This window comes from Bradyrhizobium sp. CB82 (assembly GCF_029714405.1).
Classification (GTDB): domain Bacteria; phylum Pseudomonadota; class Alphaproteobacteria; order Rhizobiales; family Xanthobacteraceae; genus Bradyrhizobium.
On the sequence record NZ_CP121650.1, the window covers coordinates 6,968,197 to 6,980,618 of the forward strand.

At 65.4% G+C, this 12,422-nt stretch carries 11 protein-coding genes; 6 read left to right on the plus strand and 5 right to left on the minus strand.

Translation table 11 applies throughout. The annotated features are described in order from the left end of the window. Positions 1 to 75: 75 nt before the first annotated feature. Complete coding sequence (locus QA640_RS33830; RefSeq protein ID WP_283037132.1) at positions 76 to 369, minus strand: antibiotic biosynthesis monooxygenase; 294 nt, start codon at positions 367 to 369, stop codon at positions 76 to 78. Between the two features lie 184 nt (positions 370 to 553). Here QA640_RS33830 and QA640_RS33835 point away from each other — a divergent pair, with 184 nt between their 5' ends. After that, positions 554 to 913 carry a hypothetical protein gene (locus QA640_RS33835; RefSeq protein WP_283037133.1) on the plus strand — a complete coding sequence of 120 codons (360 nt, stop codon included), beginning with the start codon at positions 554 to 556 and terminating at the stop codon, positions 911 to 913. A gap of 169 nt (positions 914 to 1,082) precedes the next feature. On the opposite strand, the gene QA640_RS33840 is transcribed toward QA640_RS33835, so the two are convergent. Both QA640_RS33840 and htpX read right to left on the minus strand, forming a co-directional pair. Beyond that, complete coding sequence (locus tag QA640_RS33840; RefSeq protein WP_283037134.1) at positions 1,083 to 1,724, minus strand: tetratricopeptide repeat protein; 642 nt, start codon at positions 1,722 to 1,724, stop codon at positions 1,083 to 1,085. A 586-nt stretch (positions 1,725 to 2,310) separates the two neighbouring features. Further along, positions 2,311 to 3,246 (minus strand): zinc metalloprotease HtpX, encoded by a 936-nt coding sequence (gene htpX, locus QA640_RS33845; protein WP_283037135.1) that lies wholly within the window; start codon positions 3,244 to 3,246, stop codon positions 2,311 to 2,313. A 289-nt stretch (positions 3,247 to 3,535) separates the two neighbouring features. Between htpX and QA640_RS33850 the strand changes: the two genes are divergently transcribed. The 5 genes from QA640_RS33850 (at position 3,536) to QA640_RS33870 (ending at position 10,257) form a co-directional block, all read left to right on the plus strand. Continuing rightward, on the plus strand, positions 3,536 to 4,876 hold the full coding sequence (locus QA640_RS33850; RefSeq protein ID WP_283037136.1) for an HlyD family secretion protein: 1,341 nt from the start codon (positions 3,536 to 3,538) through the stop codon (positions 4,874 to 4,876). Beyond that, a complete protein-coding gene (locus tag QA640_RS33855; RefSeq protein WP_283037137.1) occupies positions 4,873 to 6,813 on the plus strand; it encodes a glycosyltransferase in 1,941 nt (646 codons plus the stop codon). Before QA640_RS33850 ends, QA640_RS33855 begins: the two co-directional genes overlap by 4 nt. 83 nt (positions 6,814 to 6,896) lie before the next feature. Next, complete coding sequence (locus QA640_RS33860; RefSeq protein ID WP_283037138.1) at positions 6,897 to 8,198, plus strand: lytic murein transglycosylase; 1,302 nt, start codon at positions 6,897 to 6,899, stop codon at positions 8,196 to 8,198. Positions 8,199 to 8,450: 252 nt separating this feature from the next. After that, complete coding sequence (locus tag QA640_RS33865) at positions 8,451 to 8,954, plus strand: DUF1993 domain-containing protein (protein WP_283037139.1); 504 nt, start codon at positions 8,451 to 8,453, stop codon at positions 8,952 to 8,954. A gap of 199 nt (positions 8,955 to 9,153) precedes the next feature. Next, positions 9,154 to 10,257, plus strand: a complete 1,104-nt coding sequence (locus QA640_RS33870; RefSeq protein ID WP_283037140.1) for an alkene reductase — start codon at positions 9,154 to 9,156, stop codon at positions 10,255 to 10,257. 158 nt (positions 10,258 to 10,415) lie between these two features. Here QA640_RS33870 and QA640_RS33875 read toward each other — a convergent pair whose 3' ends face one another. Next, a complete protein-coding gene (locus QA640_RS33875; protein WP_283037141.1) occupies positions 10,416 to 11,558 on the minus strand; it encodes an alpha-hydroxy acid oxidase in 1,143 nt (380 codons plus the stop codon). After that, the gene (locus QA640_RS33880) at positions 11,558 to 12,418 is read right to left on the minus strand and encodes an IclR family transcriptional regulator C-terminal domain-containing protein (protein WP_283037142.1); all 861 of its coding nucleotides are present in this window, start codon (positions 12,416 to 12,418) and stop codon (positions 11,558 to 11,560) included. The genes QA640_RS33875 and QA640_RS33880 overlap by 1 nt, the downstream gene beginning before the upstream one ends. Between the last annotated feature and the right edge of the window lie 4 nt (positions 12,419 to 12,422).

Genomic DNA, 12,422 nt, shown 5'->3' on the forward strand with positions numbered 1-12,422 from the left:
CTCACCCGAAATTCAAGCTGCGCTTGAATTTCGCCTCTTCCCCGCAAGCGGGGAGAGGCGAAGATACCCCGCACGTCACGCCAGCGTATGCACGATCACCGGGCCTGCGGCGGCACTGGCATGGCCCGCGAGCAGCGAACTCAGATCCTTCTCGATCCAGGCGATCGCGCGCCGGTTCGCCTCCTCCGCCTGCTCGAACTTGTCGAAGATGGAGATCGCGGTCACCGTGTCGTCGCCGGCATAGACCACGTAATAGGCGCGGAAGCCGTCGACATCGCTGATGATCGGAACGGCGCCTTCCTTGATGCGGCGCGCCAGCTCCTCCGCGCTCCCGCTTTTCGCCTTGGCCTGACGGATGGCGGCATACATGGGATCCTCCTTCCGGCTCGCATGTGGGGCCTGGTGGCCTGCGGCGATGTTACGCCGAAGCGTGGGGCCGATCCACGCCCTCGCGCGAAGTTGTGCAAGCGATCTGCCCGCCCCTTCACATTGCCAAGCGGCATCTGCATAGTCGCGCGCGATTTGGTGTGACTTTGCGAAGAGGACAAGAGACATGGCGGACGCCGACCTGGATGGCGTGATCCGGCAACTGGCCAGACAACTGCATACGGGCCTGATGACCCGCGCCAAGGAGCGGCGGGATCGCCTCAATGGGCTGGCGGCCAAGGCCAAGGGCAAGGACGCCCGCGACCGCTACAAGATGATGGCGAAGACCACCATGGAGCAGGCGACCGCGGCCGCGCGGCGCTTGCAGATGTCCGCCGACAACGTCGCTGACAGCTACGCAAGGTCGATGCGCCTCGCAGCCAGCGCAGCCGCCGAGACGGTTGAGAAGAAGCAGGCAGCGGAGAAGAAGCCGGCGAATGAGAAGCCAGCGGCCAAGAAGAAACCCGCGAAGAAGAAAGCCAGATAGCTGCGCGTTTCACCGCCCGCTTGCGGGGAGAGGTCGAATTCAAGCGAAGCTTGATTTCGGGTGAGCGGGAAACCTCGGCGAATCCGACTCTCACCCTGGAGAGAGCCCCTCATCCGAACTCCTCTTCCCGTAAAGAACGGGGAGAGGGAGAAGAGATATTGTCGCCAGCTCACCGCAGCGGCGCGGAGATGTTGGTCGGCCTTGGCTCGCCGAGTTCACCGAGCTTGGCGCGGGCGAGCTGATGGGCGGCGCCGTCGGGGCGCTCCGGAAGCGCGAGGACGGCCTCGAAATCGGCGCGGGCTTCCTCGGCTCGTCCGCTCGCGAGAAATGCGAGGCCGCGATTGACGCGCGTGCCCGCATCATTGGGCGCGAGGCGGATGGCGGTGTTGTAGCTCAGGATCGCTCGGTCGAGATCGCCCCTCGCCGCCAGCGCGAGGCCCCGTTCGGAATAGGACGCGGCCAGCTTCGGATCGAGCGCGATCGCCTGGTTGTAGTCGGCGATCGCGAGATCGAGCTCGCCGTTCTGCCGGTGTGCCTGGCCGCGGTCGCGGAAGGTGGCGGCGCGGTTGGGGTCGAGATGAATGGCCTGGTCGAAATCCGCGACCGCCCGTTTGGCATCACCGTGCCGCAGCGCGATGCGGCCGCGCCCCTCATAGGCGAATGCGATCAGCGAGCCGCAGAACGGGCTGAAGCCGATCACGGCCGAGCAGACGTCGGGCTCGTTGGCATCGCCGCAATTGACGACGGTATGCAACGACAATCCGACGAGAATGCCCGACACGATCAACAATGGCGCGGTTAATCTGGTCATCGCCGGCCGTCGCCGGCAACAGGCCGGCCACGCATCCCCTTTCAGACGCTTGAGGTCTGGACCGGTGTTAGCACCGGCGGGGACGATCTTGTGTGCGCCAGCTCACAAAGCCGGTCACAATCTCGGCTGCGCGGGCCTCAGGCCGCCCAGTCAGACGCCCAGGAGAGGGCTCTCATCAGCCACATTGCGAGCAGACAGCACCAGCCGATTGCAGCAAGTGCGAAGGACGTCAGAAGGAGCGCGCCTTCCGCATTTACCAGAAAACTCTCGTGCGACGCTGCCTCGTCCCGCACGGACCGGTTCATGTGCAACATGCGCACCTCCGGCAATTCTGTTTAAACAATTCTCGCACCGGGCAAGCCGTCCGGCCTTGCCGACTCGCCGAAAAAGGCGAGTCGCACTGGTGTGAATCAATGCGGGGCGAAGCGCAAGAGTCCTTTTGGACTAGATGAGCGCCAAATTCGCATCCTGACGCTGAGCTCGACTACCGTCACCAATGCAGAGTTGGACGGCTGGTTTCGCGTATCAATCGTGACGCCATCACGGCACGTCTTGCGGCGGCTGAACCGATTGGTGTCAGCTCATCTCATCCCCACGGTCCGCGCGAGGACGAGCGGCCCCACGGACTTTGCGGCGGATAGTTTTCGTTGGCGCCGAGCGATGGCGCCGCGTTCGCGCCGAGCTCGGCCGCGAGCTGCTGGAGCGCGTCGATACGGTTCTGCGTCGAGGGATGGGTAGCGAAGAGATTGTCGACGCCATGCCCCGACAGCGGATTGATGATGAACATGTGCGCCGTCGCAGGATTGCGCTCGGCCTCGAAATTCGGCACCTGATGCGCAGCATTCTCGATCTTGACCAGCGCGGATGCGAGCCACATCGGCTGGCCGACGATGCGTCCGCCGAGATCGTCAGCGGCATATTCGCGGGTGCGGCTGATCGCCATCTGCACCAGCATGGCGCCCAACGGCGCGAGGATCATCATCAGGATCGAGCCGACGATGCCGGGGCCGGAATTGCTGTCGCGATGGCCGCCGAAGAACATGCCGAACTGCGCCAGCATCGAGATCGCGCCGGCAATCGTCGCGGTGATGGTCATGAGCAGCGTGTCGTGGTTTTTGACGTGCGCGAGCTCATGCGCGATCACGCCGGCGAGCTCCTCGCGGCTGAGCTGATGCATCAAGCCGGTGGTGACGGCGACCGCGGCATTCTGCGGATTGCGGCCCGTGGCGAACGCGTTGGGCTGTGCCTCGTCCATTACGAACACGCGCGGCATCGGTAGCCCCGCACGGCCCGCAAGCTCGGCGACGAGGCCGACCAGTTCCGGCGCGCTGGCGCGGTCGACCTCATGGGCGCCGTACATCGAGAGCACCATGCGGTCGGAGTTCCAGTAGGTGAAGAGATTGGTCGCCGCCGCGATCACCAGCGCGATCATGGCCCCGGTGGCGCCGCCGATGAGATAGCCGACGCCCATGAACAGGGCGGTCAGGCCTGCGAGCAGCAAAGCGGTACGGAAATAGTTCATCGCCGTCTCCTTGGCCTACCAAGGCGACCGCCTTTGGCCGGCGCCCCTCGAAGTAGGAAAGCAGCGAGCCGGCGCAAGGTCATCCTGGTGCGTCGCCCGGCCGCGGCGAGATGCGCGCGATCATCGTTTCGCCGTCACTAAAAGTTGACCAGCATCTGTCCAAAAAACACACGCTGTAGTTTATAAAGTTGGAAAGCGCAGCTTCGGCTTAATCGGCGCCAGCCGGGCACGCCGAGCGGTCCCTGGGCATTATCCGGTTCCGCCTGCACCCATCAGCAAGGTGACTCCCATGATGGACCGCTCTCGCACCGCTTCCGTCGACGACACCTCCGCTCACAACACGAAAAGTGACGCCAAGAGCCTGCAACAGACCTTGCACGAGGAGCTGCACACCCATGAGGAACACAGCCTCGGACCGGATGCGCGGGCGGAGCCTCCGGAGCCGACTCGGCGCTGGCTCCATCTGCGGCGCGGCGTGAAATTCGCCGCAGGACTTGCCATTGTCGCAGTGTTCGGCTGGCTGCCGCTGCGCGCAATGTGGCAGAATTCCAGCGTCGAGGCCGTGCTGAACTCCCGCCTCGTCACGCTGCGCGCGCCGATCGGGGGGCGCGTGGCCGCCGCCGCTCCGCTCAAGGACCAGGCCAGACTCGAGGCCGGCACCATCGTGCTGCGTGTGGCCAACTCGCGCAGCGATCGCACGCGGCTCGATGATCTCCGGCGGCAGAAGTCGCGCCTTGAGAACGAGCGGCCGAGCGTCGCCGCCAAGCTCGCCACGGCGCAGGCCGCGCAAGCGGACCTCGCGCGGCAGGCCGCACAGTTCCGGGACGGGCGCGTGCTCCAGCTCGAAGCGCGCATCGCCGAGATCCAGACCTCGATCGAGGCGGCCGCAGCGCGGCGGGAGGAGGCCAGCGCCGCCGCCGACCGCGCCTCGTCGCTGGCGAAAACCGGTAACGTCTCCACCGTCGAGCTCGCGCGGCTGACGCGCGAGCTTTCGGTGGCGCAGCAGACCGAGCTCGGCGCACACAAGCGCCTCGATGCGGCAAAGGTCGAGCTGACCGCGGCGAAAGCCGGATCGTTCCTCGGCGACAGCTACAACGACCGGCCGAGCTCGGTGCAGCGCGAGGAGGAGATGCGCCAGCGCGCGCACGATCTTAAGGCCGATCTTTCGCGCATCGATACCGAGATCACCTGGCTCGGCAACGAGATCAACACCGAGGAGATCCGCTTCGCCGATCTATCCGAGGCCGACATCAAGACCCCGGTCGCAGGCCGCGTCTGGGAGATGATGACCTCGCCGGGCGAGGACGTGCAGGCCGGCCAGCCCCTGCTCAAGGTGCTCGATTGCAGCGGCGCCGTCATCACGGCCAACGTCACCGAGAGCGTCTATAACCGCCTGCAGCTCGGCGACCATGCCACGTTCGAGCCAAATGATGGCGCCGAGCCGATCGCCGGCACCGTCGTCAATCTGACCGGCGCCGCCGGCGCGCCGGCCAATCTCGCCATCAATCCCGATGCGCTGAGCAAGGAACCCTATCGCGTGACGGTGGCGATCGGCGATGCCGCCGCGCACGGCTGCACGGTGGGACGGACCGGCCGCGTCGTCTTTGGCCGCAACGAGACCACGCCATGATGGCGGCGCTGGCGCCCGGCTTGGTCGCGCTCGGTGCCTTCTTGGCGCTGGTGCCGCTGCTCCGGCACGAGCGCACGCTGGCGCGCGCGTGCCTCGCCGGCGTGTCGTTCGTCCTGCTCGTGCGTTACTTCCACTGGCGGGTGACACAGACGCTGCCGCCGCTCGGCCTGACGGCGGACGCGATGGTCGGCTATCCCTTCATGCTGACGGAGGCGGCCTCGATGATCGCGGTGGCGCTGTCGCTCCTGTTCCTGAGCCGGACGATCGATCGCTCCAGCTCCGCCAGGATCGACGGCCGCGCCAGCGATCCTGCCGCCCCGCTGGTCGACGTCTTCATCTGCACCTACAATGAGGAGCGGTCGATCCTCGAGCGCACCATCATCGGCGCGACCGGAATGGAGTACGGCAATTATCGCGTCTGGGTGCTCGATGACGGACGCCGCCTGTGGCTGCGGCGGCTCGCCGGCGAGCTCGGCTGCCGCTATCTCGCCCGTCCCGACAATCGCCATGCCAAAGCGGGAAACATCAATCATGCGCTCGGTCACGTCGGTGAGCTCGTAGAGCGGCCGGATTTCGCCGCCATCCTCGACGCCGACTTCGTGCCGCGCCCCGATTTTCTCGCCAAAACCGTCAGCCTGATGGACGACGCATCGGTCGGCGTGGTGCAGACGCCACAGCATTTCATCAACCCCGATCCCATCCAGACCAACCTCGCCGCCACGGACGTGTGGCCGGACGAGCAGCGCTTCTTCTTCGACATCCTGATGCCGGCCAAGGATGCCTGGGGCGTCGCGTTCTGCTGCGGCACGTCCTCGCTGATCCGCTACAACGGCTTGAAGGCGATCGGTGGCTTTCCGACCGATTCGGTGACGGAGGATTATCTCGTCACGCTGCGCCTGAAGGAGCGCGGGCTGAAGACGATCTATCTCAACGAGCGGCTGTCCATCGGACTCGCGCCCGAGGGGCTGAAGGAATACATCACCCAGCGCGGCCGCTGGTGTCTCGGCTTCATGCAGATCGTGCGCGGCCGCAGCGGCCCCTTGTCGCGAACATCGAAGCTTCCGTTCATCGACCGGCTGTCGCTGATCGACGCCTTCATGAGCTGGGCTGCGGTCTATCCGGCCAGAATGTTCGGGCTCGTGGTACCCTGGCTGTTCCTGCTGTTCGGCATCAAGGCCGTGCAGGCGGATCTCTCCGAGCTCTTGCAGTTCTTCCTACCGTTCTATGTTTGGCACGGGCTCACCATGACCTGGCTGTCGCACGGTCGTGCACTCGCCATGATGACCGACTTGTCGCAGCTCGTCGCAGCGCCCGCGGTGCTCAAGGCGATTACGACGGGCTTGCTGAAACCGAAAGGACATAAGTTCAGGGTGACCGCAAAGGGCGGCGAGCGCGGCAGGAAATTCGTCGAATGGCCGCTGCTGCGGCTTTATGGCACTGCGCTGGTCGTCACGCTTGCGGGCATCGCCTATGCCTTCATCCTGCATTTGCGCGGCGAGAGCATTGCCTATGGCGGGCTGGCGCTGGGCTGGAGCCTCTACAACGCGCTCATCCTCACCGTGGTCTGCTTCGTCTGCATCGAGCAGCCGCGCAAGCGCAAGGCGGAGCGCTTCGTTCGCAACGAGGCGATCCTGCTCCGTCAGGACGGCAAGTCGCACCTCGCGCGGCTCGCCGATCTCTCCATCACCGGCGCCCGGCTGATCGATCCCGACCCGCCCGCGGTCGGCAGCGCGATCGAATGCCGCATCTATGGCCGTGCCATCGCGGCGGTCGTGGTGCGGCGAACGCCGGACGGATTCGCGGTGCGGTTCGAGGAAGGCATGGACACACGCGTCCATGCGATCCGGGCGTTCTATGCCGGCGAATATGTGCGCGCCTATCGGGGCATCCGGGCGCTCCCGGTCGGCAGGGCGCTCTTGCTCCGGCTGTTCGGCTAGGCACCCAAGGGATGGCGTGAGGCCTTCACTTCACCTAAACTTCGGCAGATACCACTACTGCCCTTCCCTCCGCCGGAACCCCTATGATCCAGACCCGATTTGCGATCGCGGCCGTCACGTTGCTCGCACTTTCCCCTACCGCTTCCGCCCAACTGCTCCCGCCACCCGCAAAGCCTGTTGCGCCGAAGCCCGCTGCGCCCTCGGCGCGCGCGGCCTCGTGCCACAATGGCGCGAGCTTCGACCGCTTCCTCGCCGACGTGAAGCAACAAGCGATCGCCGCGGGCGTGTCGCAGCGCACGATCAGCGAGGCCTCGCCCTACCTCGTCTACGACCAGGGCATCGTCAACCGCGACCGCGGCCAGCGCGTGTTCGGCCAGCTTTTCACCGAGTTCGCCGGCCGGATGGCCGCGACCTATCGCATGCAGAATGGCCAGCAGCACATCAAGACCTATGCGGCGGCGTTCGCGCGCGCCGAGAAGGAATACGGCGTGCCGCCCGCGGTGATCGCCGCATTCTGGGGACTGGAAAGCGATTTCGGCGCCAACATGGGCAATCTGCCGACGCTGAAATCGCTGGTTTCGCTCGCCTATGATTGCCGCCGCTCGGAGATGTTCGTGGGCGAGACCGTTGCAGCGCTCAAGGTGATCGACCGCGGCGATCTCACGCCCTCCGAGATGATCGGCTCCTGGGCCGGCGAGCTCGGGCAGACGCAGTTCTTGCCGACGCACTACGTCAACTACGCCGTCGACTATGACGGCGACGGCCGGCGCGATCTCTTGCGCAGCGGACCCGACGTGATCGGCTCGACCGCGAACTATATCGCCAACGGGTTGAAGTGGCGGCGCGGCGAGCCGTGGCTGGAAGAGATCAAGGTGCCCGCGAACCTGCCTTGGGAGCAGACCGATCTCTCGGTGCAGCAGCCGCGCTCGAAATGGGCGCAGCTGGGTGTGACCTATCCCGACGGCCGGCTGCTGCCGAACGACAATCTCGCCGCCTCCGTACTGCTGCCGATGGGGCGGACGGGACCCGCTTTCATGGCCTATCCGAATTTCGCGGCCTACACCGAGTGGAATAATTCGCTGATCTATTCCACCACCGCCGGTTATCTCGCCTCGCGCATTGCCGGCGCGGCACCCATGCGCAAGCCGGCGCAGCCGGTGGCGCAACTGCCGTTCAACGAGCTGAAGGAATTGCAGCAGCTCCTGGTGCGTGCCGGCTTCAACGTCGGCAAGGTCGACGGCGTGCTGGGCCAGCAGAGCCGCAGTGCCGTGAAGGCGATGCAGATCAAGTACGGCCTGCCCGCGGATTCCTGGCCGACGGCCGAGCTGCTCGCGCGCATGCGCGGCGGCACCGCGCAGGCCCAGCCGGCAGGCGTGGTGCGATAGACACCTCCTCGCTGTCATGACCCGCGAAAGCGGGCATCCAGTATTTCAGAGACGTCGAGGCCTACGCACTGGATCGGCCGGTCAAGCTGGGCGATGACGGGCGGAGAGAGCGGTGCGAATGATATCGTCGCAAGTTGGTGTGGTGGAATTTTTGCGCTGCCGTGGCCCGATCGCCGATTGTATTTTTCTGGGATGCTCCCATGTCTTGGGATCAGGGTACCTCCTGACATCCCAAAGAGAAGAGAGCATCACATGTCCTTTTACGACGCCGTCGTCCCTGCCTATTTGCAGATGCTGAACAGTCTCACCGGCCTGCTCACCAAGGCGGAAACCCATTGCGCGGCCAGGAAGATCGAACCCGGCGTGTTGATCGGATCTCGGCTTTTCCCGGACATGCTGCCGTTCGGCAAGCAGATCCAGCTCGTCAGCGACTTCGCGGCCAAGGGCTGCGCGCGGCTCACGCACACGGAGGTGCCGTCGATGCCGGACACCGAAACGACGTTCGCGGAATTGAAACAGCGGCTGGCGAAGACGATCGACTTCGTGAAATCGTTCAAGCCAGAGCAGTTCGACGGCGCCGACGCCAAGGACGTCACATTCCCGGCCGGCCCCGACCGATCCGTTACATTGAAGGGGCAGCAATTCTTCAGCTCGGTCTCCCTGCCGAACTTCTATTTCCATGCCGCGATCGCGCACGGGATCCTGCGTCACAACGGTGTCGAGATCGGCAAACGCGACTTCCTCGGCATGACCTGAAATTTGTGATCCATATTTTCCGTGGCACGGAGATCAACTCCGCTGCCGCGGACGAAACTGCAGAAGAACCATCCTCTTTCGGCATCCTCACTGCCGCCTCGGCGTAGCTCGCCTGCAGTTTGCGTATGGCTTCGCCCTTGCACGGCGTGTGGCGATGCACAAGTCTGCTTGACCTGCCACTGCCTGAGAGCATACGCCCATGAGCCGTCCCACCAAATTGTTCGAGTCCCTTAAGCTTGGCCCGATCACGCTGGCCAACCGCTTCGTGATGGCGCCCCTGACGCGCAATCGCGCTGCGCCCGGGACCTTCGTGCCGAGCCCGCTTGCGGCCGACTATTACGGGCAGCGCGCCTCAGCCGGACTCCTGGTCACCGAAGCGAGCCAGATCTCCCAGCAGGGCCAGGGCTATCAGGACACGCCCGGCATCTACTCGAAAGAACAAGTCGCCGGCTGGCGCAAGGTCACTGATCGCGTGCATGAGCGCGGCGGGCGCATCTTCATCCAGCTCTGGCATGTCGGGCGCATCTCGCACACAGCGCTGCAGGCGAGTGGCGGCGCGCCGGTCGCCCCCTCCGCGATCCGCGCCAAGGGCAAAACCTTCGTCAACGGTACCTTCGCCGACGTCTCCGAGCCGCGCGCGCTCGAGCTCGCCGAGATTCCGGCGATCATCGACGATTTCAAGCGCGCCACGAAGAATGCGCTGGAAGCCGGTTTCGACGGCGTCGAGATCCACGGCGCCAACGGCTATCTGCTCGACCAGTTTGCAAAAGACGGCGCCAACAAGCGCACCGACGCATACGGCGGCTCGATCGAGAACCGTGCCAGGTTGATGCTGGAGGTGTCGAGGGCCGTCGCCGTCGAGGCGGGCGCGGAGCGCACCGGCATCCGCATCTCGCCGGTGACGCCGGCGAACGATATTTCCGACAGCAATCCGCAAGCCCTGTTCGACCACATCGTCGACGGTCTCAATGCGCTCAAGCTCGTGTATCTCCATGTCGTGGAGGGCGCGACCGGCGGCCCGCGCGATTTCGCGCCGTTCGACTATGCGGATCTGCGCAAGCGCTTCTCCGGCGCCTACATCGCCAACAATGGCTACGATTTCGAGCTGGCGACCAAGGTGCTCGATGCCGGCGCTGCCGACCTCATCGCGTTCGGCAAGCCGTTCATCTCCAACCCCGACCTGGTCGAGCGGTTGAAGAAAGGCGCGCCGCTCAATGAGTGGGACAAGAACACGTTCTACGGCGGCGGCGCCAAGGGCTATACGGACTATCCCACGCTGGAGGCCGCGGACGCGGCGGAGTAGCGCTCGCTCGCGCTCATCCACCGTCATTGCGAGCGAAGCGAAGCAATCCAGGAATGCTCCCGCGGTGACAGAGTGGATTGCTTCGTCGCTCCGCTCCTCGCAATGACGGCGTGGAGACACCATGCACATGAAGGCCCGGAGCAATCCCGGCCTTGGTCTTAGCGAAGCGACGCTTTCAGCTCCGTCACGCGTTCCGCTCCGAGGAACGCCATCGCTGTATCCATCTCGCCGATGACCATCCGCAGCACGGCCTCCGCGCCAGCCTCGCCGCCGGCGGCGAGGCCCCAGAGCGGCAGGCGCCCGAGCAGGACGGCCTCGGCGCCGAGCGCGAGATATTTCAGCACGTCCGTGCCGCGACGGACGCCGCTGTCGGCGAGCACGGTCAGCCGTCCGTTCACTGCATACGCGATGGCCTGAATGCATTCCGCCGGTGCAGGCAGGCAGTCGAGATTGCGTCCGCCATGGGCGGAAACCACGATTGCCTCACAGCCGGCCTCGGCCGCGGTCTCCGCGTCCTTGACGGCCAAAACGCCCTTGACGATCAGCTTGCCCGGCCAGATCTGGCGCAGCCAGCGCACGTCGTCCCATTTGAGGCGATGGTCGAGCCGCACGGCCTCCGCGATGCTCGGCCGGGTGATGGCGGTGCGGAACACGTCCGGATAGTGTCCGTAGGTCGGCATGCCTTCGCCCACGAGATATTGCGCGAGAACGCTGACGAACCAACGCGGATGCAGCGCGACGTCGATCGTGCTGCGCAGGCTCGGCACGAACGGAATGCCGAAGCCATTGCGCTTGTTGTACTCGCGGTTCGGCGCAACGGGCGTATCGGCCGTGACGACCACGGTCTCGCAGTCGCAGGCGCGAGCGCGCTCCAGAAGCCTCGCCGTCAGTGCCCGATCGCGCCAGACATAGAGCTGAAACCACAACGTCGCATCGGGCGCGCCGCGCCGGATGGTTTCGACTGTCGTCACCGACTGCGTCGAGATACAGACGGGGATTCCGACGCGCGAGGCCGCGCGCGCCAGTTTGGTCTCGCCATCATGCGCGACAAGACCGGCGAGCGCGGTCGGCGCCACGACGAGCGGTGCTGCGAGGCGCTGTCCCAGGAGCGTCGTGTCGAACGATCGCCTTTCGTGCCCGGTCAGCAGCGATGGCGTCAGCGTGATCTCATCGAGCGAGGCGCGCAGGCGCCGCAGCGCGACCTCGTCCTCGGTGCCGCGCTCGATATACTCGAACAGGCCGCGCGGCAGGAATTTTCGCGCGCGGCCGCGGTAGTCGTCGGCATTCAGCAGCATCCGCATCAGGCGGCGTAGCGGTTGAATTTCGACTTCGAGATCGAGGTCGCGGCGACATGGACATGCTGCACGAGCTCGGCCTCGGCGCGCTCCTTGGTCCAGCGCGTGGTCGGCACCGAGATGTTGATGGCGGCGACCGCGCGGCCATGCTCGTCGATGATCGGTGCTGCGACGGAGATGTCGCCCATCACGGTCTCGTTCATGATCACGGCATAGCCGCGCTGCGCAGCAACGCGAATGCGCTCCAGTAGCACCTTCGGATCGGTCACCGTGAACGGCGTCAGCTTCTCGAGCGGCGTCCGCTCGAGAAGATCGAGCCGCTCCTCCTCCGGAAGCGCCGACAGGATCGCCGTGCCGGACGCCGTGAAGAAGGTCGGCAACCGGCTGCCGATCACGATGTCGACGTTGATGAGGTGCTGCCCGGGAAAGCGCGCCACGAACACGACCTCGTGACCGTCGAGCTCATGCAGGTTGCAGGTCTCGCCGAGATTGCGGCTGATCTCGAGCAGATGCGGCGAGGCCCGGTCGATCAGCTCGTTGGCCTTGAGATAGCTGTGGGAGAACTGGAGCACCTTCGAGGTCAGCCCGTAATTGCGCGTGCCCTCGATGCGCTTGAGGTAGCCGAGCGCTTCCAGCGTGTAGACCAGGCGCTGGGTGGCGCTGCGGTCGAGATTGGCCGCACGCGCGATATCGGCAAGCGTCATGAAGCGTTGCGGCCCGTCGAAGGCGTGAAGGACCTGAAAGGCCTTCTCGGTCGAGCCGACGAACAGCGACGAGCGCGCCAGCTCGGCACTCTTCCCCGCGCCCTTTCCCGTGCTCTTGGCCTTGCGCACCTTCTTCGTGCCACCCTTGCCGCTGCCCGTCATCTGC

Coding starts and splice junctions, on each gene's coding strand:
- QA640_RS33830 (WP_283037132.1), bottom strand. CDS start 369: ATGTATGCCGCCATCCGTCAGGCCAAGGCGAAAAGCGGGAGCGCGGAG.
- QA640_RS33870 (WP_283037140.1), top strand. CDS start 9,154: ATGAGCCGTCCCACCAAATTGTTCGAGTCCCTTAAGCTTGGCCCGATC.
- QA640_RS33880 (WP_283037142.1), bottom strand. CDS start 12,418: ATGACGGGCAGCGGCAAGGGTGGCACGAAGAAGGTGCGCAAGGCCAAG.
- QA640_RS33850 (WP_283037136.1), top strand. CDS start 3,536: ATGATGGACCGCTCTCGCACCGCTTCCGTCGACGACACCTCCGCTCAC.
- QA640_RS33875 (WP_283037141.1), bottom strand. CDS start 11,558: ATGCGGATGCTGCTGAATGCCGACGACTACCGCGGCCGCGCGCGAAAA.
- QA640_RS33835 (WP_283037133.1), top strand. CDS start 554: ATGGCGGACGCCGACCTGGATGGCGTGATCCGGCAACTGGCCAGACAA.
- QA640_RS33865 (WP_283037139.1), top strand. CDS start 8,451: ATGTCCTTTTACGACGCCGTCGTCCCTGCCTATTTGCAGATGCTGAAC.
- QA640_RS33855 (WP_283037137.1), top strand. CDS start 4,873: ATGATGGCGGCGCTGGCGCCCGGCTTGGTCGCGCTCGGTGCCTTCTTG.
- htpX (WP_283037135.1), bottom strand. CDS start 3,246: ATGAACTATTTCCGTACCGCTTTGCTGCTCGCAGGCCTGACCGCCCTG.
- QA640_RS33860 (WP_283037138.1), top strand. CDS start 6,897: ATGATCCAGACCCGATTTGCGATCGCGGCCGTCACGTTGCTCGCACTT.
- QA640_RS33840 (WP_283037134.1), bottom strand. CDS start 1,724: ATGACCAGATTAACCGCGCCATTGTTGATCGTGTCGGGCATTCTCGTC.